This window comes from Synechococcus sp. RS9907 (genome assembly GCF_014279615.1).
Lineage (GTDB): Bacteria > Cyanobacteriota > Cyanobacteriia > PCC-6307 > Cyanobiaceae > Parasynechococcus.
Genome location: NZ_CP047944.1, coordinates 2,014,433 through 2,037,971, shown reverse-complemented (window position 1 = coordinate 2,037,971; position 23,539 = coordinate 2,014,433). Strand labels below are relative to the sequence as shown.

At 63.6% G+C, this 23,539-nt stretch carries 27 protein-coding genes; 16 read left to right on the top strand and 11 right to left on the bottom strand.

What is annotated here, in order from left to right; genetic code table 11:
- From SynRS9907_RS11245 to SynRS9907_RS11230, 4 genes are all read right to left on the bottom strand, one after another.
- On the bottom strand, nt 1–201 hold the full coding sequence (locus SynRS9907_RS11245) for a phycobilisome linker polypeptide (protein ID WP_006851140.1): 201 nt from the start codon (nt 199–201) through the stop codon (nt 1–3).
- Nucleotides 202–206: 5 nt separating this feature from the next.
- Entirely contained in the window at nt 207–695 is a 489-nt protein-coding gene (apcB, locus tag SynRS9907_RS11240) for an allophycocyanin subunit beta (protein WP_114989511.1), read from the bottom strand.
- A gap of 39 nt (nt 696–734) precedes the next feature.
- Complete coding sequence (locus tag SynRS9907_RS11235; RefSeq protein WP_114989510.1) at nt 735–1,220, bottom strand: allophycocyanin; 486 nt, start codon at nt 1,218–1,220, stop codon at nt 735–737.
- A 405-nt stretch (nt 1,221–1,625) separates the two neighbouring features.
- Nucleotides 1,626–4,583 (bottom strand): phycobilisome rod-core linker polypeptide, encoded by a 2,958-nt coding sequence (locus tag SynRS9907_RS11230; protein ID WP_188021047.1) that lies wholly within the window; start codon nt 4,581–4,583, stop codon nt 1,626–1,628.
- Nucleotides 4,584–4,729: 146 nt separating this feature from the next.
- Between SynRS9907_RS11230 and SynRS9907_RS11225 the strand changes: the two genes are divergently transcribed.
- The 14 genes from SynRS9907_RS11225 (at nt 4,730) to SynRS9907_RS11160 (ending at nt 14,396) form a co-directional block, all read left to right on the top strand.
- Nucleotides 4,730–5,899, top strand: a complete 1,170-nt coding sequence (locus tag SynRS9907_RS11225) for a bifunctional 2-polyprenyl-6-hydroxyphenol methylase/3-demethylubiquinol 3-O-methyltransferase UbiG (protein WP_188022459.1) — start codon at nt 4,730–4,732, stop codon at nt 5,897–5,899.
- Nucleotides 5,900–5,945: 46 nt separating this feature from the next.
- Nucleotides 5,946–6,284: a hypothetical protein gene (locus tag SynRS9907_RS11220; RefSeq protein ID WP_188021046.1), complete on the top strand. Its 339-nt coding sequence runs from the start codon at nt 5,946–5,948 to the stop codon at nt 6,282–6,284.
- A gap of 24 nt (nt 6,285–6,308) precedes the next feature.
- Nucleotides 6,309–7,034, top strand: coding sequence for a F0F1 ATP synthase subunit A (gene atpB, locus SynRS9907_RS11215; protein WP_006852023.1), 726 nt, complete (start codon nt 6,309–6,311; stop codon nt 7,032–7,034).
- A 170-nt stretch (nt 7,035–7,204) separates the two neighbouring features.
- Nucleotides 7,205–7,453: an ATP synthase F0 subunit C gene (gene atpE / locus SynRS9907_RS11210; RefSeq protein ID WP_006851467.1), complete on the top strand. Its 249-nt coding sequence runs from the start codon at nt 7,205–7,207 to the stop codon at nt 7,451–7,453.
- Nucleotides 7,454–7,522: 69 nt separating this feature from the next.
- Nucleotides 7,523–7,987, top strand: coding sequence for a F0F1 ATP synthase subunit B' (locus SynRS9907_RS11205; RefSeq protein WP_006851720.1), 465 nt, complete (start codon nt 7,523–7,525; stop codon nt 7,985–7,987).
- Complete coding sequence (locus tag SynRS9907_RS11200) at nt 7,987–8,469, top strand: F0F1 ATP synthase subunit B (protein WP_114989506.1); 483 nt, start codon at nt 7,987–7,989, stop codon at nt 8,467–8,469. The genes SynRS9907_RS11205 and SynRS9907_RS11200 overlap by 1 nt, the downstream gene beginning before the upstream one ends.
- Complete coding sequence (gene atpH, locus SynRS9907_RS11195; RefSeq protein ID WP_115010103.1) at nt 8,469–9,017, top strand: ATP synthase F1 subunit delta; 549 nt, start codon at nt 8,469–8,471, stop codon at nt 9,015–9,017. Before SynRS9907_RS11200 ends, atpH begins: the two co-directional genes overlap by 1 nt.
- A 59-nt stretch (nt 9,018–9,076) precedes the next feature.
- On the top strand, nt 9,077–10,597 hold the full coding sequence (atpA, locus tag SynRS9907_RS11190; RefSeq protein WP_114989504.1) for a F0F1 ATP synthase subunit alpha: 1,521 nt from the start codon (nt 9,077–9,079) through the stop codon (nt 10,595–10,597).
- Nucleotides 10,598–10,610: 13 nt separating this feature from the next.
- Nucleotides 10,611–11,561 (top strand): F0F1 ATP synthase subunit gamma, encoded by a 951-nt coding sequence (locus SynRS9907_RS11185; protein ID WP_114989503.1) that lies wholly within the window; start codon nt 10,611–10,613, stop codon nt 11,559–11,561.
- Between the two features lie 103 nt (nt 11,562–11,664).
- On the top strand, nt 11,665–12,375 hold the full coding sequence (locus SynRS9907_RS11180; protein WP_188021045.1) for a TIGR02466 family protein: 711 nt from the start codon (nt 11,665–11,667) through the stop codon (nt 12,373–12,375).
- Nucleotides 12,376–12,407: 32 nt separating this feature from the next.
- Complete coding sequence (locus tag SynRS9907_RS11175) at nt 12,408–12,737, top strand: 2Fe-2S iron-sulfur cluster-binding protein (protein ID WP_188021044.1); 330 nt, start codon at nt 12,408–12,410, stop codon at nt 12,735–12,737.
- 41 nt (nt 12,738–12,778) lie between these two features.
- Nucleotides 12,779–12,919: a hypothetical protein gene (locus SynRS9907_RS11170; protein ID WP_255441771.1), complete on the top strand. Its 141-nt coding sequence runs from the start codon at nt 12,779–12,781 to the stop codon at nt 12,917–12,919.
- A gap of 23 nt (nt 12,920–12,942) precedes the next feature.
- On the top strand, nt 12,943–13,968 hold the full coding sequence (locus SynRS9907_RS11165) for a DUF3326 domain-containing protein (protein WP_255445897.1): 1,026 nt from the start codon (nt 12,943–12,945) through the stop codon (nt 13,966–13,968).
- The gene (locus SynRS9907_RS11160) at nt 13,968–14,396 is read left to right on the top strand and encodes a YchJ family protein (RefSeq protein ID WP_188021042.1); all 429 of its coding nucleotides are present in this window, start codon (nt 13,968–13,970) and stop codon (nt 14,394–14,396) included. Before SynRS9907_RS11165 ends, SynRS9907_RS11160 begins: the two co-directional genes overlap by 1 nt.
- Here SynRS9907_RS11160 and ald read toward each other — a convergent pair.
- From ald to SynRS9907_RS11135, 5 genes are all read right to left on the bottom strand, one after another.
- Nucleotides 14,393–15,532 (bottom strand): alanine dehydrogenase, encoded by a 1,140-nt coding sequence (gene ald, locus SynRS9907_RS11155; protein WP_188021041.1) that lies wholly within the window; start codon nt 15,530–15,532, stop codon nt 14,393–14,395. The two genes, SynRS9907_RS11160 and ald, sit on opposite strands and share 4 nt — an antisense overlap.
- 73 nt (nt 15,533–15,605) lie before the next feature.
- Complete coding sequence (locus SynRS9907_RS11150) at nt 15,606–17,291, bottom strand: NAD+ synthase (RefSeq protein ID WP_188021040.1); 1,686 nt, start codon at nt 17,289–17,291, stop codon at nt 15,606–15,608.
- Nucleotides 17,291–17,872: a nicotinate-nucleotide adenylyltransferase gene (locus SynRS9907_RS11145; protein ID WP_188021039.1), complete on the bottom strand. Its 582-nt coding sequence runs from the start codon at nt 17,870–17,872 to the stop codon at nt 17,291–17,293. Before SynRS9907_RS11145 ends, SynRS9907_RS11150 begins: the two co-directional genes overlap by 1 nt.
- 1 nt (nt 17,873) lies before the next feature.
- Nucleotides 17,874–19,169 carry a GTP-binding protein gene (locus SynRS9907_RS11140; RefSeq protein ID WP_188022458.1) on the bottom strand — a complete coding sequence of 432 codons (1,296 nt, stop codon included), beginning with the start codon at nt 19,167–19,169 and terminating at the stop codon, nt 17,874–17,876.
- Entirely contained in the window at nt 19,166–20,164 is a 999-nt protein-coding gene (locus SynRS9907_RS11135; RefSeq protein WP_188021038.1) for a CNNM domain-containing protein, read from the bottom strand. The genes SynRS9907_RS11140 and SynRS9907_RS11135 overlap by 4 nt, the downstream gene beginning before the upstream one ends.
- Nucleotides 20,165–20,251: 87 nt before the next feature.
- Here SynRS9907_RS11135 and SynRS9907_RS11130 point away from each other — a divergent pair, with 87 nt between their 5' ends.
- Nucleotides 20,252–21,577: an aminopeptidase P N-terminal domain-containing protein gene (locus SynRS9907_RS11130; protein ID WP_188021037.1), complete on the top strand. Its 1,326-nt coding sequence runs from the start codon at nt 20,252–20,254 to the stop codon at nt 21,575–21,577.
- 41 nt (nt 21,578–21,618) lie between these two features.
- On the opposite strand, the gene SynRS9907_RS11125 is transcribed toward SynRS9907_RS11130, so the two are convergent.
- Nucleotides 21,619–22,341, bottom strand: coding sequence for a TIGR01548 family HAD-type hydrolase (locus SynRS9907_RS11125; protein WP_255445896.1), 723 nt, complete (start codon nt 22,339–22,341; stop codon nt 21,619–21,621).
- 102 nt (nt 22,342–22,443) lie between these two features.
- Here SynRS9907_RS11125 and SynRS9907_RS11120 point away from each other — a divergent pair, with 102 nt between their 5' ends.
- Entirely contained in the window at nt 22,444–22,959 is a 516-nt protein-coding gene (locus SynRS9907_RS11120) for a 30S ribosomal protein PSRP-3 (protein ID WP_115010092.1), read from the top strand.
- A gap of 169 nt (nt 22,960–23,128) precedes the next feature.
- Here SynRS9907_RS11120 and atpC read toward each other — a convergent pair whose 3' ends face one another.
- Nucleotides 23,129–23,539, bottom strand: coding sequence for an ATP synthase F1 subunit epsilon (gene atpC / locus SynRS9907_RS11115; protein ID WP_115010091.1), 411 nt, complete (start codon nt 23,537–23,539; stop codon nt 23,129–23,131).

The window sequence follows — 23,539 nt, the reverse complement described above, 5'->3', positions numbered from 1 at the left end:
TCAGTTGCCGACGTTGACTTGCTGACCCCCGGTGCAGAGCTCCACCTTGATGATGCGGCCACCCTGCTTTTGGATGCGCTGCTGTTCAGCGAACCAGCTGTCGTAGGGCACCCACTTGGTGAAGAAGGTGTTCTGCAATTCGCGCTGCGTCCGAACCTTTTCAGGGCTGGGGATGCAAGCGGTGACTTTGAACAACCGCATGGGGCTCAGTTGCCGAGACCGGAGCAGATGTAGTCGAAGTAGACACCCATTTCTTTGCCGGCGTCAGGGCCGACCAGTCCGGCAGTGACTTCCTTCATGGCCTGGATGGCCTGAACGGTGGCGCCGATGGGCACCCCCAGGGAGTTGTAGGTCTCCTTGAGGCCGTTCAGAACACGCTCATCGAGGATCGAGGTGTCACCGGCCAGCATGGCGTAGGTGGAATAACGCAGGTAGTAATCCAGGTCGCGGATGCAGGCTGCGTAGCGGCGGGTGGTGTACATGTTGCCGCCAGGACGGGTGATGTCCGAGTACAGCAGAGCCTTGGCCACGGCATCACGGATGATGGCCGAAGCATTGGCGCTGATGGTGGCGGCAGCGCGCACGCGCAGTTCACCACTGGCGAAATACGACTCGAGGCTGCTCATCGAAGCCGTGTCCAGGTAGAGACCCTGGACGTCCGACTTGTTGATGACGTTGGTGATGGCGTCTTGCATGGATCCGAGAGGAGACGAGAGGGGAATTCAGCGAGCGGTTCAGGCGAGGGCGCCAACCACGTAATCGAAGTAGGTGCCGGCTTCCTCTGCGTCGGCTCCGGTGAGAAGGCCCATGGCGACGATCTTCATCTCGCGCACGGCTTCTGCCATGGCTTCCAGGGGAGTGCCCAGGGAGCGGTAGAGCTCTTTCGCGCCGATCACACCGATCTCTTCGATCGGTGTGACGTCACCGGCAACAATGCCGTAGGTGACGAGGCGGAGGTAGTAGTCCATGTCACGCAGACATGTGGCGGTCATCTCTTCGCCGTAGGCATTGCCGCCGGGGGAGATGACGTCGGGACGCTTCTGGAACAGCTGACCACCAGCCTGTTTGACGATGCGCTCGCGGCTTTCGCACAGGACCTGGGCCACGCGCAGACGGCGTTGACCGCCGGTGACGAAGGCTTTGATCTGGTCGAGTTCGCCAGGGCTGAGGTAGCGGGCTTCGGCGTCCGCGTTGATGATCGAGTTGGAGACGATGCTCATGCAGTTCTGCCTCGAAACAAGCGGCCGCCCGTAGGAGACCGGTATCCGGTGAATAAGGGGTGATCCCGAGGGATCGCGTCTCAGACTAAAGGCTGAGACAGGGGGTCGAAGCGTCGGGAGTGAGACTTGTTCACAACGGTCAACACTGATCGTTGTGGCCTCGCTCCGTTGGAATCGGCTGATGCATTCTGCGCTGGCGACGGCCTGGGATTTTTGCCCGGGTAACAGTTCTTCACGGCATCAGCCATGCGCGGAAAACCGTTGCCATGACTGCGATTTACGCCATGGTTCGAGAGGCTCCCAAGACGCAAAAAATGATCCCGATAAAGCGGCACTTCACCGGGATCCAATGAAAACAACCGCTGTGAATTGGGTGGTTGTTTGTCCGGAAAATCGCCGTTTGGCTTAGATCGCGTCGCCCGTGGGGGGATTCAGGCCGGCATTGCCGCGATAAAGCGAGGCCGTCCGTTGGATGGTGGCCTGGCTGACCCCTGCCGCCGTGGACATGCCGTCGATGCGGGGCACCGTTGTGCTGATCCGTTCTGCCAACAGCTCGGTGACAGCTGCACCCTGACCGGCTTGTGCGCGGGTGATCAGGAAGCGGCTGGTCTCCGCTGGGGTGGTGGCCCGTCCAAGCAGCGCCAGGCCTGCAGCGGAGGCAGCCCGAAGCGGAGCCATGGAGGCGATGCGGTTCTGGAACGCTTCGCTCATGGCCAATTCAGCGATGAAATCAGGCAGGTCGATGTCCTGGTTACGCAGCCGTGACTCGGCGGAGACCAGGCGCTCGCTTTCCGTTGGAACGCGGTTCAGCAGTTGCCGATACGTCGCATCGAGCACGGTGCGAAGTTCAGACTCGCTGCAGGGCTGTTTCAGCTCCAGCATGGCTGGGAGCCCTCCCCGCAGCTGGAATCCAGAGGCATCGGAGTTGGCCAGTGCCTGCCCCATGGTCGAGAGGGCCTGGGTTTTGCCGGTCGCCACGGAGCGGCTCTTGACGGTCCATGAGGGGCCATCAAGCTTGCTGGGCTCGGATCCGCTGGCCCGACGCATCGGGAAGCCGGTTTGCTTCGAGGCCAGGCTTTGCTGGCGGACCACCGACAGCCAACGGGAGTCGGCACCGCTGGCGCTGGCGCCACTGTTGGGCGTCCAACTTCCTTGGGACGCCGACTTGGTATCGACCAGGTTGCGGGGTGTGATCGTGCCACTGCTGCGGAAGCCTTCCGATGGCCGCGCTTCGGGGCGGCTGCTCTGGGTGAGATCGGCCACGGCGGCGAGATTGAGCGGGCGGGCCCAGCCGGGGGCACGACGGGCGTTCACATCGCCTGGGGTGATGAATCGCTCAAAGGGGACCGTGTCGGATCCAAAAGCTTCGCTGTATTCACGGCTGTCGATCAGGGCGTCCACCACCCCGTAGAAGCCGTGGCGGGCAGCGGTGTCAAACAGGGCATCGATTTCCCAGCGGCCGAAGGTGGGACGTCCCAGCAGACGGCGGTGCATCACTTCGATCGCCTTCACGATGTAAAGGCCACTCCAGTAGCGGCGACGGAAAGCATCGGAGCGGGCGACCGCGCGCACGAAATCCTTCAGGGAGATGTCACCATTCTCGAGTCGGGCTTCGGCTGAGCCCATGCGTTCTCCCGCATAGCCACCGTTGCCCAGCACCTGCACATACACCGCCTTGATCACGGCTTGGGTGCTGGCTTCAGTGGTGCGAACGCTGGGGTTTCCGCCGCGACGGGGATTGACGGTTCCCCCGGTTGCGATCTGCTGAAGGCGGACCACCCGTGGCCCCACCTTGCGGGGGCGGCTGCCGCGGAAGCTGGCGCTGTCCAGCTGTCCGGGGCTGTTGAGACCGTTGCTCACCAGCAGGCGGCGGCTGTCGTAGCCGTAAGGCGCCGGCCGTGTGGCCACCGAGGCGGTTCCGCTCGGGAAGATGGCGCCGTACTGGTTGGCCACCGGATCATTGCCGCCGCCGTAGACGTGCTGATCAGCAAAGGGCTGGCGATAGGAGGCGTAGAGGGTGACGTATTGCGGCGCGCCTTCGAAGGGGGCGCTGAAGTTGAACAGCTTGCGATTGGAGCCCCAACCGGCGCTCTCCTGAGCTTCAGTGCCGAGATCCCGCAGGTAGGGAACGGTCTCCTCACCAAAGGCCTGGGCGTATTCCGAGGAATTCACCAGCACATCCACCAGACCGTTGAGGCCCTGGTCGCTGAGGATTGCGAATGACTTGCGGAATTCCTCAAGGGAGCTGATGCCACGGCCGAGGAAGTGGCGGTACGCCAGTTCCACCACACGGCTGTTGACGAAACCGTCGTGGAACTGCTGGCGGTATTCCTTGCTGCGGCCGAGGGCGCGAACGAATTCACGCATTGAGATCTGTCCCTGGGAGACAGCACTGGCTTTGTCCGCACAGGGGGTCTGGGAGTAGCCCTTGGCGATGTCGCGCTCAAACACCTGGCGGTAGGCGGCGCGGATGATTTCTGCTTTTTCTGCTCCGGACAGACCGGGACGCATCTCAAACAGCTGTCGTCCCTCTGAAGCCAGGGCATAGATCGCCGGCAGCTGCAGGCCCTGTTGCACTGCACTCCCCTGGCGCTGCTTCGTGCTGGGGGTGGGGATGGCCAGCTCCTGCAACAGCACGTTGAAGCAGTCGATGGTCATCTGACGGGCTTCAGGACGATCCCGCAGCAGTTCCGCTGAAGCAGCCCGCATCTCCTGAAGAGCCACGTTGGTGGCTGCCAGAGAGCAGTTCTCCAGAAGGATGTCCCGCAGGCCGCGGGTGTTCACCGCAAGGATGCTGGGGTCTCCGGCGACCAGGGCATAGCCCACGTAGCGCAGGAACCAACCCATGTCGCGCACCGACTTGCGCATGAAGGCCGGGCCGTACTTGGCCACGCTGATGGCGTTGAAACCGGTGGGGAGTACAACCCGCACGTCGGCATCGCCGCCGGCTCCTTCCAGCAGGCGCGTGAGGAAGTTGCCCCGCTTGGTGCTGTTGCTGTCGCCCGTGAAGGTGCGCACCGACTGCTCAAACGCGGCTTGGTCAGCAGCCAGCGGAGTGCCTTCCTGAGCTGTTGAACGCCCGGTTTCGCCCGTTGTCAGGGGTGCTTCAAGGAAGGAGAGAGGCGTACCTCCCACAAATATTCTGTTGGCGGCGCGGGCCACGATGGCCTCGGCGTTGGCCGCAATGATCCGAGACGCTTCGATCCGGTCCTGACCGGTCCTGAAGAAGGTCACAAGACTGTCCAGTTCCCCGTTGTCAGGGAAACGGTCCTGCTGCTCTGCCTGACGGACGCTGGAGAGCGGCAGCGTGTCGAACAGTTGGGGAGACACGCGCGGGCTGCCGCTGCTGGCGGTCACTGTCATCGACGAAAGCAAGCCGGATCGCGCCACGTTACGGCTGCTGGGATGGCCCTCCGTGGCCCCATGAACAAATGTTTGCAGGCCTTGCGGTGCTGCAGGGGATCCATGGGCCTGACGTGAAAAGCTCGCAGGCGCGAAATCAGCGCTGCATGACCCACCCCAAGCCCAGTGATGCTGCGACTCCCGTGGTGAGTGCGTTTTATGACCGCTTCCCCTTCCCGGGGGATCCACTGCAGGACGGCCCGCCACCTGGATACAACTGGCGTTGGTGTCATCGCAGCGTTCTGGCCGCTGTGCACGGCTCGATCCCTGCAGGGATGGAGGCGCCGCGGATCCTCGATGCCGGTTGCGGAACCGGGGTGAGCACCGATTACCTCTGCCATCTCAATCCGGGTGCTGACGTGCTCGGGGTGGACATCAGTGATGGGGCTCTGGCGGTGGCGCGGGAACGCTGCCAGCGCTCCGGGGCGCCTGAGCAAGTGACCTCCCTTCGTCAGGAGCAGCGCAGTCTTCTTGATCTGGCCGACGAAGGGGCCTTCGACTACATCAATTCGGTGGGGGTGTTGCATCACCTGGATCAGCCGGAGGCGGGGTTGCGCTCTTTGGCGGATCGCCTGGCTCCGTCGGGTCTGCTGCATCTCTTTCTGTACGCCGATGCCGGTCGCTGGGAGATCCATCGCACCCAGAAAGCGCTGAGTCTTCTGAATGCCGGCACAGGCTCGGAGGGCCTGCGTTTGGGGCGGGAGCTGTTCGAGACCCTGCCCGAGGGCAACCGCCTTGCCCGTCATCACCGGGAACGTTGGGCCGTGGACTGCGCACCTGACGCGAATTTCGCGGACATGTACCTGCACCCGCAGGAAACCAGTTACGACCTCGAGCGCCTTTTCGCATTCATCGAAACGGCGGGTCTGCATTTCGCCGGCTTCTCCAATCCGGAGGTTTGGGATCCATCCCGCCTTCTGCAGGGAGAACTGCTGGAGCGAGCCCAGGCCTTGCCACCGCGTCAGCAGTGGGAGCTTGTGGAGCAGCTGGATCCCGACATCAGCCACTTCGAGTTCTTTCTCTCTGCGGCACCAGTGGAGCGAGCTTGCTGGAGTGATGAGGCCCTGGGCCTCGCCAGGGGTTTGGTTCAGCCCTGCCTCTGGGGAGAACCCGATCCGATTCTTGGTCGCAACATGGAGCCCATTCAGCTCACGGATGCCGACCGCTCCCTGCTGCGGACTGTCGCTGAGCAGCCGGAACAGACGCTGGGGGCCCTTGCGTCTCCGGATCAGATCCGCGATCTTGTGGATCGCCAGCTGCTGCTGTTGCAGGAATAACAGCAGCGAGCGCGTGATAGATTCCGCGCGCCATTTCAGGCAGCGCTTGGAGGATTTTTACCGTCTTCAACGTCGCCTGCTGTTGGCCACCGTTCTGGTGTCACTCGTCACGGTTCCGATCGTGGCTCTCACCATGAATTTCTCGGTGGCCGGCAGTGTTTTTGTGGGCTCCTGCGCCGGACTTCTGTACGTGCGCTTGTTGGCTCGCAGTGTGGCCCGGCTCAGTGACCAGTCCCGTGGACTGGGGCGTTTTCAGCTCATCGTTCCAACACTGCTTGTGGTTGGTTCGGCCAAGCTGCCTCAGCTCGATCTGCTGCCGGCCTTCCTGGGATTCCTTCTCTACAAGCCCGCCCTGATTCTTCAGCACGTCTTCGACGACCGCTGAGTCTGAGCACTTTTCTCTGCACCCATGGCTTTGTTGCCCTTACCACTCCCGTTCGCTGAACTGGAAGTGGGTCACCACCTGTACTGGCAGATCGGCGATCTGTATCTGCACGGTCAGGTGTTCCTGAGCTCCTGGATCCTGATCGGAATTCTCCTGGCTGTGGTGCTTGTCGGCACCCGCGGGATGAAGCGTGACCCGATCGGTCTGCAGAACCTGCTCGAATTCCTCTGGAATTTCATCCGCGATATCGCCCGCGACAACATCGGCGAGAAGTACTACCGCGACTGGCTGCCGTTCATTGGCACCCTCTTCTTGTTCATCTTCGTGAGCAACTGGGGCGGAGCCCTGATCCCCTGGAAGATCTTCGAACTCCCTGAGGGTGAGCTCGGCGCTCCCACCGCAGACATCAACACCACCGTGGCGATGGCTCTGCTGGTGTCACTGGCGTACTTCTACGCCGGCCTGAGCCGTAAAGGTCTGCGCTTCTTCGAGCTGTACGTGGAGCCGACCCCGATCATGCTCCCGTTCAAGATCATCGAGGAATTCACCAAGCCTCTCTCCCTCTCCTTCCGTCTGTTCGGAAACATCCTTGCCGACGAATTGGCTGTGGGCGTGCTGGTTTACCTGGTTCCGTTGATCGTGCCCCTGCCTGTGATGCTTCTGGGTCTGTTCACCAGTGCCATTCAGGCTCTGATCTTCGCGACCCTGGCGTCCTTCTACATCGGTGAAGGCCTCCACGAGGCCCACTAAAAACCGACCCCCTCTATCGCCTGAGAACGGCGATCTGCTAAACACATCCGCGCGCAGGTCCGGCGTTGCACCCGGGCCCGTTCCTTCGGGAATGTCCCTGCGCGGGGGGAACCGATCCCCAAGTCCATTCCGTACAGCGCTCCCCAGCGCTTCCCCTTACACCACCCAACATGGATTCCATCACCTCCGCCGCTTCCGTTGTGGCTGCTGGCCTGGCAGTCGGCCTCGCCGCCATCGGCCCTGGTATCGGTCAGGGCACCGCGTCCGGCGGCGCTGTTGAGGGCATCGCCCGTCAGCCCGAAGCCGAAGGCAAGATCCGCGGCACCCTGCTGCTGTCCCTGGCATTCATGGAATCGCTGACCATCTACGGCCTGGTGGTGGCTCTGGTGCTTCTGTTCGCCAACCCCTTCGCCGGCTGATCAGTGCAGGGGGATCGCTGATCCCCCTCCTGAACTTCTTGTTTCGATTCCTTCCCAGCGCACCTTTCCATGACCTGGCTTCTGCTCGCTGAAGCAGGTGTTCCGGAGGGAGGTCTTTTTGACCTCGATGCCACCCTTCCGCTGATGGCGGTTCAGGTGGTTCTCCTCACCTTCCTTCTCAATGTCCTCTTCTTCCGTCCGGTCGGCAAGGTCGTGGAAGATCGTGAGGGCTACATCTCCACCAGTCGCGCTGATGCCAAGCAGAAGCTTGCTCAGGTTGAACGCCTGGAGGCTGATCTGGCTGAACAGCTGAAAGGTGCCCGCCAGGCCGCTCAGGCCGTGATCGTTGAGGCGGAACAAGAAGTTGACCGGCTTTACCGCGAAGCACTGGCCCAGGCGGAAGCTGAAGCCAACCGCACCAAAGAGGAAAGCCGTCGTGCCATCGAGGCCGAGCGTGAGTCCGCCCGAACCCAACTCAAGGGCCAGGTGGATCAGCTGAGCACCACGATCATCAACCGTTTGCTGGCCGCGTGATGTCTCTCAATTTCAATCCGCTCGAAACCAATCTGGTCAACCTGGTCATTGTGATCAGTCTCCTGGTTTGGTTCCTGCGCGGTTTCCTGGGAGGAATCCTGGAACGCCGCCGCGCCGCCATCCTTCAGGACCTGCAGGACGCAGAGTCCCGCCTGAAGACCGCCACCGAAAACCTGAGCCAGGCTCAGTCCGAGTTGGCTGCTGCCCAGCAGAAAGCCGAGAAGATTCGTGCTGATGGTCAGGCCCGCGCCGCAGGCATCCGTGCCGAAGGCGAGAAGCGCACCATCTCTGCGATGGCTGCCGTCAAGGCCGGTGCCGATGCTGATGCCGAGGCCGATGCTGCCCGGATCAAGGACAGCCTCCGTCGTGAAGCTGCTCTGGCGGCAATCGACAATGTTCTTGCCCAGCTTCCGGGTCGTCTCGACGCCAGTGCTCAGGCCAAGTTGATCGATTCCACCATCAAAAATCTGGAGAACGCCTGATGCCTCTCCTCAACTCTCTGGCCACCCCCTACGCCGAAGCATTGCTTCAGGTCACCGAAGCTCGAGGTGAGTCTGAAACCGTTGCTGATCAATGCAAGCAACTGCTTGCGATCTGGAACGATTCCGAAGACTTCCGCGACGCCATGGTGTCTCCGGTTCTTGAGCCGGATGCCAAAAAGCAGGCCCTCAAGGCCCTCGTGGGTGAGCAGGTCACGCCGTCCGTTCTCAACCTTCTCAAGGTCTTGGCGGATCGGCAGCGACTCCTTGCCTTCGATGCGGTGATGCTCCGCTACCTCGAGCTCTATCGCGAGCAGCAGGGCATCACCCTGGCTCAGGTCCGCTCAGCCCAGGCTCTCAGCGAAGAGCAGCAAGCGGCCCTCTCCAAGAAGGTGCAGGCCATGGCCGGCACCAACAAGGTCGACATCGACCTCAGTGTGGATCCGTCCCTAATCGGCGGTTTCGTCGTGAGTCTCGGATCTCAGGTGATCGACGCCAGCTTGTCTGGCCAGGTTCGTCGCCTCGGTCTGGCACTCGCCAAGGCGAGCTGACCTCACTTCTTCCTCCACCGCTTCTTCCCCCCCCCCACTCCCAGCTGGGATCACACGCCATGGTTTCCATCCGTCCCGACGAGATCAGCGCCATCCTCAAGCAGCAAATTGAGGACTACGACAAGTCGGTTTCCGTCAGCAATGTCGGCACCGTTCTCACCGTGGGCGACGGCATCGCCCGCGTTTACGGCCTGCAGCAAGCCATGGCCGGTGAGCTCCTCGAATTCGAGGACGGCACCGAAGGCATCGCCCTGAACCTCGAAGACGACAACGTCGGAGCGGTGCTCATGGGTGAGGGATACGGCATCCAGGAAGGCAGCACGGTGAAGGCCACCGGCAAGATTGCTGCTGTGCCCGTGGGTGAAGCCATGCTGGGCCGGGTGGTGAACTCCCTGGGCCGTGCCATCGACGGCAAGGGTGAAATCGCCACCAGCGAGACGCGCCTGATCGAATCCATGGCGCCCGGCATCATTCAGCGCAAGTCGGTGCATGAGCCGATGCAGACCGGCATCACCGCCATCGACGCGATGATCCCCGTCGGCCGTGGCCAGCGCGAGCTGATCATTGGTGACCGCCAGACCGGCAAGACCGCCATCGCGATCGACACGATCCTGAACCAGGCGGATCAGGACATGATCTGCGTCTACGTCGCCGTGGGTCAGAAGGCTGCTTCTGTGGCCAACGTCGTTGAAGTGCTGCGTGAGCGCGGCGCCCTCGACTACACCGTGATCGTGGCGGCCAACGCTTCCGAGCCCGCTGCGCTGCAGTACCTGGCTCCTTACACCGGCGCCTCCATTGCCGAGTACTTCATGTACAAGGGCAAGGCCACCCTGGTGATCTACGACGATCTCTCCAAGCAGGCTGCTGCCTACCGCCAGATGTCGCTCCTGCTGCGTCGTCCGCCCGGTCGTGAGGCTTACCCCGGCGACGTCTTCTACTGCCATAGCCGTCTGCTCGAGCGTGCAGCCAAGTTGTCTGACGCCATGGGCAAGGGTTCCATGACCGCCCTGCCGATCATTGAGACCCAGGCCGGTGACGTTTCGGCCTACATCCCCACCAACGTGATTTCGATCACGGATGGTCAGATCTTCCTCAGCTCTGACCTGTTCAACTCCGGTCTGCGTCCTGCGATCAACGTGGGTATCTCCGTGAGCCGGGTGGGCGGTGCTGCCCAGACCAAGGCCATCAAGAAGATTGCCGGCACCCTCAAGCTGGAGCTGGCCCAGTTCGACGAGCTGGCCGCCTTCTCCCAGTTCGCTTCTGACCTGGATGCTTCCACCCAGCAGCAGCTGGAGCGCGGCAAGCGTCTGCGTGAACTTCTCAAGCAGCCTCAGTTCAGCCCCCTGATCCTGGCTGAGCAGGTCGCCATCGTTTACGCCGGTGTGAAGGGCCTGATCGACGACGTCCCCGTCGACAAGGTTGTTGATTTCTCCCGCGAACTGCGTGAGTACCTCAAGTCCAACAAGGCTGAGTTCATCACCGAAATCCAGGAGAAGAAAGTGATGAGCCCTGAGGCTGAGGCGATCCTTAAGGACGCCATCACCGAAGTCGTGTCCACCATGGTCGCCTCCGCGGCCTGAAGGAGCTGCCGACATGGCGAATCTCAAGGAAATCCGAGACCGAATTAAGTCGGTCAAAAACACCCGCAAGATCACCGAGGCCATGCGCCTGGTGGCTGCGGCCAAGGTGCGCCGCGCCCAGGAGCAAGTGCTCCGCAGCCGTCCCTTCGCGGATCGGCTGGCCCGGATCCTGGAAAACCTCCAGTCCCGCATGGGTTTCGAAGATGCGGCATCTCCCCTGATGCAGCAGCGCAATGTGGAGACCATCACCCTGGTGGCGGTCACCGGCGATCGCGGCCTGTGTGGTGGCTACAACGCCAACATCATCAAGCGCACGGAACAGCGTTTTGCTGAGCTGAAGGGAAAGGGTTTCGACGTGAAGCTGCTGCTGATCGGCACCAAAGCCATCGGCTACTTCACCCGTCGGGACTACCCGATCCAGGCCACCTTCTCCGGTCTGGAACAGGTGCCCACCGCCGATGAGGCCAACACGATCTCCACGGATCTGCTGGCTGAGTTCCTGGCCGAAAGCACCGACCGCGTTGAGCTGATCTTCACCAAGTTCATCAACCTGGTGAGCTGCAAGCCCGTGGTTCAGACCCTTCTGCCCTTGGATCCTCAGGACATCGCTGATCCCGAGGATGAGATCTTCCGTCTCACCACCAAGGACGGCCTTCTGACGGTGGAGCCTGGTGCAGGCCCTGCTAACACCGAGCCGAAGATTCCTTCGGACATCGTGTTTGAGCAGACCCCTGAACAGTTGCTGAATGCACTGCTTCCGCTGTATCTGCAGAACCAGATGCTGCGTTCCCTGCAGGAATCGGCAGCCTCCGAGCTGGCCAGCCGGATGACGGCCATGAACAACGCCAGCGACAACGCTAAGGAATTGGCCAAGAGCCTCACCCTTGACTACAACAAGGCCCGTCAGGCTGCGATTACCCAGGAGATCCTGGAAGTTGCAGGCGGTGCGGCCGCTGTTGGCTAACCATTTCGGTTGATCTTTTCGGTCGATCGAGTCATAGACAGCCGGTCCTTCGGGGCCGGCTTTTTTGTGCTGTGTTTACGGTGAAGCGGAGCGGTTTGAGGGTGTGGGCGTGCTTCAGCTTCATCAGCTCTTCCCCACCGTCGTGGCAACGACGCAACTTCCTCTCGACCCTCTGCAGCAGGCGTCCTGCATGCAGGCTCTGCTGGAGCTTCGCGGCGAGGCAGAGGGCAACCCCAATGAAGGCTGCGCCTGGACGGGGGACCTGCATGGGGTGTGGCAGCTGCATCAACAGCAGCCCTTTCAGGCCTTGGCTCAGTTGGTGGTTCAGCAGGCCTGGTGCTATCTCGATTCGCTTGGGTTTGAGCGAAGCCAAGTGGCCCTGCATCTGCAGCGTTGCTGGCCGGTCATCAGTGATTGGGATCAAGCGGTTGGCCGCCACCATCACCCCAATGCCCATCTCAGTGCTGTTCTGTACCTCACGGGTAACGGCTCGGGAGAAGAAGGCATGTTGCGGCTGCATGCGTCCGATCAACCCAATGAGTTGGTGGCGGGTTTGGCGGTGGGTTACGGCGGCCCGATTGCTGAAGGCCACCCGTTCAATCAGGCCCACTGGGATCTGGCCCCACGCCCCGGTTTACTGGTGCTGTTTCCGTCGAGCCTGCACCACAGCGTTCTGCCCAACGACGCCCGAGACGAGCTGCGCTGTTCCATCAGTTTTGATTTCGTGCTGACAGCACCCGTGCAGGGTGGTTCGCCGGAATATCTGGCGCCCCACCCCAGCCACTGGGACTCGCTGGACGAGCCCATTGCCTGAGAGAATGCTGCGTCTTCCTTGTTGAGCCCGGCATGTCCGACGTGGCCACTTACACCGTCCGCGCCGAGTTCGAAGGCGAAACCCACAGCTTTCCCTGCCGCGCTGACCAGACGGTGCTGAATGCTGCTGAGGCCGCTGGCATCACCCTCCCCAGCTCCTGCTGCTCCGGGGTGTGCACCACTTGTGCTGCGGTGATCAGCGAGGGCAGTGTTGAGCAGCCCGATGCCATGGGCGTGAAGGGTGAGCTTCAGCAGCAGGGCTACAGCCTGCTCTGTGTAGCTTTCCCGCAGGCTGATCTCACCCTCAAGGCGGGGCAAGAGGATGCGCTGTACGAAGCCCAGTTCGGTCAATACCAGAAGTGAGGCTCCACAGCCTGCAACGCCAGTTTCCTTGGCCCGCTGATGTGCCATTGGTTGAGCTGCGCAGCTGGATCCGTCAGCAGTTGGCTCAGGAGGGTGATCTGCTGCGGTGGGCTCTTACCGCAGTGCACTCCAGTGCCGATGGTGCTCGCACCCTTCAAGTGGAGGCAGTGATCAGCGCGTGAGCTCGGCACCGATGCCAACGCTGATGCTGGTGCCCACAGGCATCGGTTGTGACATCGGTGGCTACGCCGGTGACGCCCTGCCGTCTGCACGCTTGCTGGCTGCAGCGAGCGGCTGCCTGATCACCCATCCCAATGTGATGAACGGGGCTTCGCTGTATTGGAGCGATTCCCGCGTGCTCTATGTGGAGGGCTATTGCCTCGATCGGTTTGCCGTGGGTGACTGGGCCCTGCGGCCGGTGCGAAGGCAGCGGATCGGCTTGCTGCTGGATGCCGGCATCGAGCCCGAGCTGGCCCAGCGCCAGATTCAGGTGGCTGAGGGCTGCCGGGCCAGCCTGGGTTTGGAGATCGGTCCGGTGGTTTCGACGGATGCGCCGCTTGAGGTGACGCTTGAGTGTGGTGCCAGTGGCGCCAGCTGGGGGCGATTGGGGCGTCCTGATGCCTTGTTGCGAGCCGGTGAACGCTTGAAGCAGGCCGGGGCGACGGCGATTGCAGTGGTGGCCCGCTTCCCGGAGGATCCGGAGAGTGACGCGTTGGCGGCGTATCGACAGGGCAGTGGCGTGGATGCTCTGGCCGGTGCTGAAGCGGTGATCAGCCACCTGCTGGTGCAGCACTTGCAGATCCCCTGTGCCCACGCTCCGGCCTTGGACCCCTTGCCCCTGGATCCGCAGCTGGATCCAAGGGCGGCGGGTGAGGAGCTCGGCTACACCTTCCTGGCCTGCGTGCTGGTGGGGCTGAGCCGGGCACCGGATCTGGTGAGCGCCCCCCGGCAGCCTGGCGATCTTGATGCGACGCAATTGGGGGCGGTTGTGGTGCCCGCAGGCGCCCTGGGGGGTGAAGCGGTGCTGGCTTGTCTGGAACGGAATGTTCCGCTGATCACAGTGGAGAACCCCGCGGTGCTGTCGGTCACGGCCGATGCCCTTGGCTTGAGCCAGGGCGTTCTCCATGCAAGCAGTTACAGCGAGGCAGCAGGGTTGGTGCTGGCGCTGCGGGAGGGCTTGAGTCCGGCGTCCCTGGGCCGGCCACTGCCAGCACTGCAACGGTTGGATTGATGCCTGGCGGTTTCGGCGGAGCCTCCGATCAGAGCTCTTGCCCCTGTGGGGGTGGTGTTTATCGCAGCTGCTGCGGGCCCTTGCATCGCGGCGATCAGCGTGCCGAAACGGCTGAACAGTTGATGCGATCCAGATATTCAGCGTTTGCGCGCGGCGAGATCGACTATCTGCTCGCTACCCATCCCGAGCCGGATGTTCCAGCACAGCAGCGGCGGCGTTCCCTGGAGCGGAGTTGCCGGCAGACCCGTTGGCTCGGCCTGAAGGTGCTTGAGGTCAGCGCCGGCGGCCCGCGGGATCTGGAGGGAACGGTGCGGTTTGAAGCCCGTTACCGCGGTGGGGTGCTGAAGGAAACCTCCCTGTTTCAGCGGCGCGACGGCGCGAAGGATGGTCCTTGGCTTTATGTGGGTGCACTCCACTTGGAGGGCTAACGCAGGCAGGCCATCGGATGCCGCGGCGGCACCCCAAGTGCTTTGGCCACGCCGGGGTGGCAGACCGATCCCTGCACCGTGTTCAGGCCGGAGATGAGTTCCGGTCGTTCCGTCACCGCTTCCTCCAGGCCCCGCCCGGCGATGCCCAGGATGTACGGGAGGGTCACGCTCACCAGGGCTTCGGTGGAGGTGAACGGCACCGCACCAGGCATGTTGCCCACGGCGTAGTGCTGCACGCCGTGGATGGTCACGGTGGGATCGCGGTGGGTTGTCTCCTGGCTGGTGGCGATGCAGCCGCCTTGGTCGATGGCCACATCCACGATCACCGAACCGGGCCGCATCTGCTTCACCATCTGCACGTCCACCAGGGTGGGGGCGCGCCCACCGGGGGTAAGCACGGCTCCGATCACCAGATCCGCCGTTGGCACCAACCGTTCCAGAAGCCCGCGGCTGCTCACCACACTCATCAAGCGACCGCGCCGGTCGGCCTCCAGGCTGCGCAACCGCTGGGGTGAGCGGTCGAGCAGCAAAACCTCCGCATCCATGGCGGCGGCCGTTCGTGCGGCATTCCATCCCACGGTGCCGGCGCCAAGCACCACCACCCGGGCCGGCTGCACGCCGGTGCAGCCCCCCATCAGCACGCCGCGGCCGCCGTGGGGTTTCTCCAGCAGGTGAGCTCCCACCTGGGCCGCCAAGCGCCCCGCGATCTCGCTCATCGGTGCCAGCAACGGCAGGCTGCCGTTCTCCAGCTGCACGGTTTCGTAGGCGATGGCAGCTGTGCCTGCCTCCAGCAGGGCCTCGCCAACGCTGGGATAGGCGGCCAGGTGCAGGTAGGTGAACAGCACCATGTCCTTCCGCAGGTAGGCAAATTCCTCCGCCTGCGGTTCCTTCACCTTCACCACCAAATGGGCGCCCCAGGCCTCGTCGCGGCTCACCATTTGGGCACCGGCGGCGGCGAAGGCGTTGTCACCGATTCCCGCTCCAGCCCCGGCTCCGGTTTCGATGCGCACCTCCAAGCCTTGGCTCACCAGTTCCCGCACCGCATCGGGAGTCAGCGCCACGCGCTGCTCATCGAGCTTGATCTCCTTCGGCACACCGATGCTGGCCATCGGGGCCGAGAGAACGGAGGCGGCCATGGCGGCTTCAAGGAGATCCCTTCAATCTGGCTCCGCTGCGCGCAACCCGCCACATCTCAAGGGTGGGATGGCTTTAGGCCGCTGCAATGGGCAACCGCCAGCCGCTGCCGAAGGCCTGGGGGCTCACCTTGAGCAATGGTGCCGCCTGGCGTCGCTTGAACTCGGCCCGTTTCAGCAACCGTTCCACCCGTTGAACAAGGGCGGGATCATGGCCGGCCGCCACCAGGGTTGGTCCAGACTGGCGCTCCTGGATCAGCGCTTTGAGCAGGGCGTCCAGGGCGTCGTAGTCGGGCAGGGAGTCGCTGTCTTTCTGGTTGGGCCTGAGCTCGGCGCTCGGGGGTTTGCGTCGAATCGCCTCCCCCACCAGCTCCCCCTGGGTCGGGAGTCCCAGCGCCTGGCGGCAGCCCCGGGCTGCGTCGCTGTCGAGCCAGTCGCACAGGGCAAACACGCTGGTTTTGTAGAGATCGCCAATCACCGCAAGCCCGCCGTTCATGTCGCCGTAGAGGGTGCAGTACCCCACGGCCAGCTCGGATTTGTTGCCGGTGGTGAGCAGCAGTTGGCCCTGCTGGTTGGCCACGGCCATCAGCAGGGTGCCGCGAATGCGTGATTGCAGATTTTCCGCCGTCACGCCCTGGGGCGTTGCCCCCAGCGGTGCGGTCAGGGCCTGGTCGTAGCCCTCCATCAGGCCGGCGATGGGCACTGTGTTGGTCTGCAGTCCCAACCGTTCGGCCAAAGCCAAGGCATCGTCGATGGATCCAGACGAGCTCCAGGGGGAGGGCATCAACAGCGCTGAGACCGCCTCATTCCCAAGGGCTGCGGAGGCGATCACGGCCACCAGCGCTGAGTCGATGCCGCCGCTCAACCCCAGCAATGCCTTGTTGAACCCGCATTTTCGGGCGTAGTCACGCACCCCAAGCACCAGGGCGCGGAACAGCCGCTCCAGGGGATCCATGGGTTGGATCTGGCCGTGGGACTGCACAGGGGTGGGATGGCCGCTGTCCCAGACCGCCAGATGCTCCTCGCAGACGGGGAGCTCCATCTGCACGGCGCCATCGGCTCCCACCACAAAACTGGCCCCGTCGAAGACCAGCTCGTCATTGCCCCCCACTTGGTTGAGGTAGATCAGGGGGCAATTGAGGCGTTGCGCCGCTGCCGCTGCCAGCTGTTGGCGTAAAGCTGGCTTGGCGGCATCGAAGGGGGAGGCCGCCAGATTGATCACCAGATCCGGCTGTTCGGGGACCAGTTGATCGATGGGATCCGGTCCATCCAGGCGCTCGCGCTGCAGGCCGTCATCCACCCAGAGGTCTTCGCAGATGGTGAGGCCCAGTCGTTTCCCGTTGGGCAGGCTGAGCAGGCAGGGCCCATGGCCCGGGCGGAAGTAGCGCCGCTCATCAAAGACGTCGTAACTGGGCAGCAGCTGTTTCTGGGCAATCGGCCGCCAGCCCAGGCGATTCACCAGCACCACACCGTTGTGCAGCCGTGGACTGCGGGCATCTGATGCGGGCAGCGCAGCTCCCACCAACAGGGTGACGCTGCTGTGCAGTTGGTTCACCAGCCACTGCAGCAGCGTGTTCTGTTGCTGGATGCGGCTGGGCTCGAGCAACTGGTCCCGGGGGGGATACCCCCAGAGGGAGAGTTCAGGGGTGAGCACCAGCTCAACAGCCTGCTCTTCTGCCCTGCGCACGGCCTCCAGAATCCGCTTCGCGTTGCCCTCGAAGTCGCCGACCACGGGGTTGAGTTGCGCCAGGGCGATGCGCATCAGCAGAGGCTCCCCGAAAGGCCATAAAGATTGTGCTGGAGCAACAGCGGCCACACCGCTTCAGGGATCTGAGCTTGATTCGGTTGCTGGCGCAGTTGCGAACTGGCGGTGGCGGGAACCTCCAGATCCAGCAGCTCCACCCGTCCGCCCAGATCGCGCAGGGCCTGCAGCGTCGCCTCCTCGAGGGGCCATCCCTTGCGGGGGGCAATGGCCAGGCGGCACTGCGGCAGCCAGCAATCGCTCTGTTTCCAGCGGGGAATCTGGCCGGCGAGATCGCTGCCCACCACAAACACAAGGTTGCGATCAGGCCAATGCTGGGCGGCCCGTTGCAAGGTGATCAAGGTGTAAGGGCTGCTCAGATGCTGGGCCAGCTCCAGCCGTTCATCCTGCAGTTGCTGCACCAGCTGGCCGAGCAGCATCGCTCGCAACTCCAGGGGGGCATCGTGCTGTTTCAGGGGGTTGTCGCTGGCCCATGTCGCCACCTGGCCGTAGCGGTTCAACAGTCCCTCCAGCAGCACCTGATGGCCGCGGGTGGGTGGATCGGCGCTGGTGCCCAGCAAAGCGATGGCAGCAGCGGTCATCTCAGGGCAGCAGTGGTTGCAGATCCTGCTCCAGGGCTTTGGGCCAGCGCAACAGCCAGTGGTGCACCACGGGATCACGTTCGGCCAGGCGGCGCAACAGCGCACCGGGTTGCCCCCCGCGCCGTCGCAGCAACTGCTGGGCCACCAGACGCCCCGTTCGGCGGCTGGCATGCACCGCCAGGGCGGCCTGGGCCAGGGCCACCGGGGCTGCAGGGGCCATGCTGGCGCCGCCGCTCACCGGCACCAGCAGCAGCAGGGCCTGCTTGAGGGCCGCCAGCCCCAGCTGCACCCCGCCCAACAAGGCGTTGTGGCTGGAGAGTCGGGTGAGCAGCAGCCGTGCCGCCGCTGGCGTCATCGGCAGGTTGTAGAGACGGCTGAGCTGCAGCACCAGTGCGGTGTCGCAGGCCATGCCTCCTGCCATGTCCAATGCCATGACAGGGTTGACGGCCACGCCGGTGGCTTTGGCGGCTGCATAACGACCGATCAGGCTCTGGGCCGTGCGGCGGTGCTGTTGCAGCCGCAGTTCTTGGCAGGCCCTCTGGAAGCGGTCGGCCTGGCGCAGCGACTGAATCGCCAACAGCAGGGTGCCTTCGTTCTCCAGCTGCCGGCAGAGCTGCTTCTGCAGATCCTGCACCTGCGGCGTCGCGATCGTGCTCTGCACCCGCCCATCGGCCTGGATCTGGGGGCTGCGGGGCGCTGCCGCTGCCGCGGTGATCGGCAGATCCACCGGCAGCCGGGCGCGGATGCTGCGCAGCAGTTCGGCATGTTCCCGCTCTGGCCAGCGATCGCTCCGGTTCAGCACCAGCTGCAGGGGCTTGCCGCTCTCCAGCAGCGTTTGTAAAGCCGCCAGGTCGGCCCGGGTCAGGTCGCTGTCCACCACAAGCAGCACCAGATCGGCCCCCATGGCCACGCGGGAGGCCAAGCGCGCCCGCCCAGCGGCATCGATTTCATCAATGCCGGGGGTGTCCACCAGTTCCACCCTGGTCAGCCCGGCAATCTCCACGGGCCAGTCCACCGCCTGCTGATGGCGGGTGCTGCCGTGGGCGACATCCGTTGCCAGCAGTGGGCGGCGGATCAAGGCATTGATCAGGCTGGATTTGCCGACCCCCACCCGACCAAACAGAGCAATGCGCAGGCGCCGTTGCTGCAGCCGTTGCAGCTGACGATCCAGCAGCTGCAATTCACCCCCCAGCAGTCCCTGATCCCGTGGGCTCAGCTGAAGCTGACTGCGCCACTGCCCCAGCAGCAGCTGGCAGCGCTCAACGGTGTGGGGCGGGGTGGGTTGCATCCCGCTCATGCTGCCGGCTTGCGCCACCAGCCGGCCAGCACGGCCAGCACCGATTCGGCCCCGATTACGCCCACAAAGCCACCGAATTCATCCACCACAACGCGCACGCCACCGCTGTCGCGCCGGAAGCCCGTCAGCAGCCGATCGGCCCGGATCATCTCGGGCACATATTCCACCGGTTCGCAGAGGTCAACGGGTGTGAGCAGGCCGCGGTTCTCCAACAGCGCGGTGAGCACCCGCTCGCGGCTGGCCACGCCAAGCACCTTGTCCACTTGATCGCCCAGCACCACCCACCAGGGGTCGTTGGTGCTCATCAGCTTGGCCCGCTGGGCTTCGATGCTGAGGCTCCCATCCAGGGTGGGTGCCGCCACCCGCGGCGTCATCAGGTCGCGGGCGGTGAGGTCGTTGAGCTGAAACACCTTGCCGATCATCGCGGCTTCATCGGCTTCGATCTCTCCTTTCTGAGAGCCCAGGCGAGCCAGCAGACGGATCTCCTCTTCATTGGTGCTGAGTTCCGCTTCCGCGGTGATCGCCGGCAGCATCCGTTCCAGCAGCAGCACCAGCGGCCGCAGGGCCAGGCCAAGCCAGTGCAGCAAGGGTGCGCTGGCCAGGGCCACCGGCAGGGCCAGGCGGCTGCCGAGGGCCTTGGGCAGGATTTCCCCCAGCAGGATCACCAGCACAGTGAGGACCACCGAGAACACCGGCAGGGCGGCACCGCTGACGTTGCGCTGCTCGAACACCCAGGCGGCATAACCGCCCAGCATCAGGCTGCCGAAAATATTGAAGCCGTTGTTGGCGATCACCAGAGCCGACAGGGTGCGTCCCAGCCGCTTGCGCAGCTGGGCAAGCCGCCGGGCCCCGGCCACGGGGCGATCCCGGGCCGCCAGCTCGTGCACCCGGATCGGACTCACGGTCAGCAGGGCGGCTTCCACTCCGGAGCAGAGGGCCGAACCCAGCAGCACCACCAGAACCAGCAGCAACAGCACCAGGAGATCGGAGCTCATTGCCGTCTGACACTCCTTGCATCGTAGAGGCCATGACCAGTTCGGCCTTGCCAACTGCCATCCTGTTCCCCTGAACGCTCTGCTGCTGTGAACGGTTTCGACTCCGGCATCCACGCGCGTCGTCGCGCCCTGTTCATGGAGCTACTCGGCGCTGCCGCCGCGGTGATTCCGGCCGCGGCATTGGCGACCCATCACGCCGACTGCGAATGGCCCTTCCGGCAGGACAGCGATTTCTTTTATCTCACCGGTTTTGATGAACCGGATGCGGTGGCTCTGCTGCTGCCGCATCGACCGGAAGGCGAGCGCTACGTGCTGTTTGTGCAGCCCAAGGACCCGGCGGCTGAGGTGTGGACCGGCTTCCGCTGGGGCACCGAAGGCGCGGTGGAGCGCTATGGGGCGGACCTGGCCCATCCGCTGGATCAGTTGAGCGAAAAACTGCCCGAGTACCTCGCCGGTGCCGAAGCCATTGCCTTCCGGGTGGGCCGAAACACGTCGGTGGAATCGATGGTGCTTTCGGCCTGGGGGCGGCAACTGGACACCTATGCCCGCACGGGGACGGCGGCCCTGGGCCTGGTGGCACCAACACCGATCCTGCATCGCCTGCGCCTGCGCAAGGAGCTCCATGAGTTGGAGCGTTTGCGGGAGGCCTGCCGCATCTCCTCAGAAGCCCACGAGCTGGCCCGATCGATCACCCGCCCGGGCATGAACGAAGCCGAGGTGCAGGCGGCGATGGAGGCCCACTTCCGCAGCAACGGGGCCCGCGGTCCGGCCTACGGATCCATTGTTGCTGGCGGTGATAACGCCTGCGTGCTGCACTACACCGCCAACACGGCCCCGCTTCAGGACGGCGACCTGCTGCTGATCGATGCCGGTTGTTCGCTGGAGGATTACTACAACGGCGACATCACCCGTACCTTCCCGGTGAATGGCCGCTTCACGGCGGAACAGCGGGAGCTCTACAGCCTGGTGCTGGAGGCTCAGGAAGCTGCGGTTGCCCTTGTGGCTCCCGGCGGCACGGCGGAGACGGTGCACGACACCGCCCTGCGAATTCTGGTGGAGGGCCTGGTGGACCTGGGCCTGCTGATCGGAGATGTGGACGGCATCATCGAGCGAGGCGACTACCGCCACTTGTACATGCACCGCACCGGCCATTGGCTGGGTCTGGATGTGCATGACGTGGGGGCTTACAGGCTCGGTGAGCAACCTGCGCCGCTGGAGCCAGGCATGGTGCTCACCGTTGAGCCCGGTCTTTATGTCAGCGATCGCCTCAGCGTGCCGGAAGGACAGCCAGAGATTGACGATCGCTGGAAAGGCATCGGCATCCGCATCGAAGACGACGTTGCCGTCACCGAGACCGGCCATGAGGTGCTCACTGCCGGCGCCCTCAAGAGCGTTGCTGCGATGGAGCGCTGATCGCCTCGATCAGCGGGGAGTTTCGCGGACCGCAGTTGCCCTTATCCCGCAGCTCCTTCCCAGTGCAAGACCGCTTCAGTGGTCGTCAGCACTTGATCGGCGCCCGCTTCCCGCAGCCGTTGCTCATAGATGTCGCGCGCCGCAGCCTGCTCTGGGGTTTGCAGGTGAGGCGGTGCCACCGCCAGGCTCACGAATGGTTGTTCCGGCCAGCGTTCCCGGGCCCGGATCACGGTGTTCACATCGGCCACGGTGTCGCCGAGATAGGCCACCTGAACTCCCTCGGCACTGGCCCCCAGTGCTTTGGCCAGGCGGATTAAGCCTGTCGGGTCCGGTTTGTCGGGGGCATCCCCCATCGCGATCAGGGGCGGGTCCTGGAGCCCCAGGCGCTGCTGAAGTACGAAGCGGGCTGAGGGTGGTTCAGCTCCACTCACAAATCCCCAGCGCAACTTGCGCTTCGACAGTGTGGTGAAAAAGCTGGCGTCCACCAGAAGAGGCTCATCACCGATGAAGCCCGTCCATTGGCTGGGGTCTCCATCCGGATCTCCGCCGAAGTAGAAGCCGCTGAACACATCGATCAGCGCGGCGCGATCCGGCAGCTCAGCACCATGACGCCGCAGCAGTTCAAGGCTGGCGTCCCAGTCGTTGTTCCAGGCTCCCTCAGCCTTCAACGCATCGATCACATCAGCGCTGGGCTGCCAACCGCAGTAGTGCTGCACAGTGCATTGAAGGGCCCGTCGATAGCTGCCCGCGACATCGCGGATCACACCATCGATGTCGAACAGCAGGATGGTTGGGGATCCCAGAACGTCTCATGGGGAGCGGCTGGTAGGTTAGTTGTTTGTATTTCTGTCTTGAGCGCTGACACCATGACGGTCACCGAAGGCGCTGCCCCTACCGACCAGGAGGTCGCGACTCCGTCCGCCGACGCGGCTGAAGGCGCCACCCAGGCAGCTGAAACCACTGAAAAGCCTGCAGCCAGCGAGGGTGAAGGCCGTCCTGTGCTGAAGGGCGCCGCCGCGGCTCTGGCCACGGCCACCATCGATGCTGATGGTGTTCCTTCCGGTTACACCCCCAAGGCCGATGAGGGCCGCTTCCTGCTGAAGATCCTCTGGCTTCCCGACAACGTGGCCCTTGCGGTTGATCAGATCGTTGGCGGTGGCCCCAGCCCCCTCACTTCCTACTTCTTCTGGCCCCGTGAGGATGCCTGGGAAAGCCTGAAGACCGAACTGGAAGGCAAGAGCTGGATCACCGACAACGAGCGGGTTGAAGTGCTCAACCAGGCCACTGAGGTGATCAACTACTGGCAGGAAGAGGGCAAAGGCAAGAGCCTCGACGAGGCCAAGGCCAAGTTCCCCGACGTCACCTTCTGCGGTACCGCCTGATTCCGCTTTTCAAGTTGATGATGCAAACCTGCCTTCGGGCAGGTTTTTTTATGCCTTCCCGTGGCTTGGCTGGTGTTGGGATGACGAAAGGACAAACCACACCACGAAAAAGGCCAGGGGCGGTAACCCCTGGCCTTTGGCGACGTCATCCTTGAAACAGGGGGATGAATCAGTCGGCGGTTTTGCTGGCCTGAAGGCGAGCGCGGGCTTCATTCAGCTGTTGCTGCGCCTTGAGTTTTTCCGGCGAAGCAGGTTGGCCTTCCATGCCAGCCACCACGGTGGAGGCCTTCTGGAAAGCGGCTTCGGCGGCAGCGGCATCGATGGAGCTGCCCAGTTCGGCCTTGTTCACCAGAACGGTGACTTCATCAGCATCCACTTCGGCAAAACCACCCATCAGAGCGATGGAGTTCCAGGCACCGTTGGCACGCACCCGCAGCACACCGATGTCGATGGCGGTGAGCAGGGAGATGTGGCCGGGCAGGATGCCGAGTTGACCGGTGGTACTGGGCAGGATCACCTCGTCGGCGCTGCCATCAAAGACGTTCTGGTCTGTTGCCAGCACGCGGAGGGTGAGGGACAT

Bases quoted from the DNA above. Each gene is read 5' to 3' on its own strand.
- SynRS9907_RS11120 (WP_115010092.1), top strand. From the start codon at position 22,444: ATGACGGTCACCGAAGGCGCTGCCCCTACCGACCAGGAGGTCGCGACT.
- ald (WP_188021041.1), bottom strand. From the start codon at position 15,532: ATGGCCGCCTCCGTTCTCTCGGCCCCGATGGCCAGCATCGGTGTGCCG.
- atpB (WP_006852023.1), top strand. From the start codon at position 6,309: ATGGCTTTGTTGCCCTTACCACTCCCGTTCGCTGAACTGGAAGTGGGT.
- SynRS9907_RS11135 (WP_188021038.1), bottom strand. From the start codon at position 20,164: ATGAGCTCCGATCTCCTGGTGCTGTTGCTGCTGGTTCTGGTGGTGCTG.
- SynRS9907_RS11225 (WP_188022459.1), top strand. From the start codon at position 4,730: ATGACCCACCCCAAGCCCAGTGATGCTGCGACTCCCGTGGTGAGTGCG.
- SynRS9907_RS11235 (WP_114989510.1), bottom strand. From the start codon at position 1,220: ATGAGCATCGTCTCCAACTCGATCATCAACGCGGACGCCGAAGCCCGC.
- atpC (WP_115010091.1), bottom strand. From the start codon at position 23,539: ATGTCCCTCACCCTCCGCGTGCTGGCAACAGACCAGAACGTCTTTGAT.
- atpH (WP_115010103.1), top strand. From the start codon at position 8,469: ATGCCTCTCCTCAACTCTCTGGCCACCCCCTACGCCGAAGCATTGCTT.
- SynRS9907_RS11185 (WP_114989503.1), top strand. From the start codon at position 10,611: ATGGCGAATCTCAAGGAAATCCGAGACCGAATTAAGTCGGTCAAAAAC.
- SynRS9907_RS11175 (WP_188021044.1), top strand. From the start codon at position 12,408: ATGTCCGACGTGGCCACTTACACCGTCCGCGCCGAGTTCGAAGGCGAA.
- apcB (WP_114989511.1), bottom strand. From the start codon at position 695: ATGCAAGACGCCATCACCAACGTCATCAACAAGTCGGACGTCCAGGGT.
- SynRS9907_RS11140 (WP_188022458.1), bottom strand. From the start codon at position 19,169: ATGAGCGGGATGCAACCCACCCCGCCCCACACCGTTGAGCGCTGCCAG.
- SynRS9907_RS11150 (WP_188021040.1), bottom strand. From the start codon at position 17,291: ATGCGCATCGCCCTGGCGCAACTCAACCCCGTGGTCGGCGACTTCGAG.
- atpE (WP_006851467.1), top strand. From the start codon at position 7,205: ATGGATTCCATCACCTCCGCCGCTTCCGTTGTGGCTGCTGGCCTGGCA.
- SynRS9907_RS11245 (WP_006851140.1), bottom strand. From the start codon at position 201: ATGCGGTTGTTCAAAGTCACCGCTTGCATCCCCAGCCCTGAAAAGGTT.
- SynRS9907_RS11145 (WP_188021039.1), bottom strand. From the start codon at position 17,872: ATGACCGCTGCTGCCATCGCTTTGCTGGGCACCAGCGCCGATCCACCC.
- atpA (WP_114989504.1), top strand. From the start codon at position 9,077: ATGGTTTCCATCCGTCCCGACGAGATCAGCGCCATCCTCAAGCAGCAA.
- SynRS9907_RS11205 (WP_006851720.1), top strand. From the start codon at position 7,523: ATGACCTGGCTTCTGCTCGCTGAAGCAGGTGTTCCGGAGGGAGGTCTT.
- SynRS9907_RS11230 (WP_188021047.1), bottom strand. From the start codon at position 4,583: ATGACAGTGACCGCCAGCAGCGGCAGCCCGCGCGTGTCTCCCCAACTG.
- SynRS9907_RS11160 (WP_188021042.1), top strand. From the start codon at position 13,968: ATGCCTGGCGGTTTCGGCGGAGCCTCCGATCAGAGCTCTTGCCCCTGT.
- SynRS9907_RS11165 (WP_255445897.1), top strand. From the start codon at position 12,943: ATGCTGGTGCCCACAGGCATCGGTTGTGACATCGGTGGCTACGCCGGT.
- SynRS9907_RS11200 (WP_114989506.1), top strand. From the start codon at position 7,987: ATGTCTCTCAATTTCAATCCGCTCGAAACCAATCTGGTCAACCTGGTC.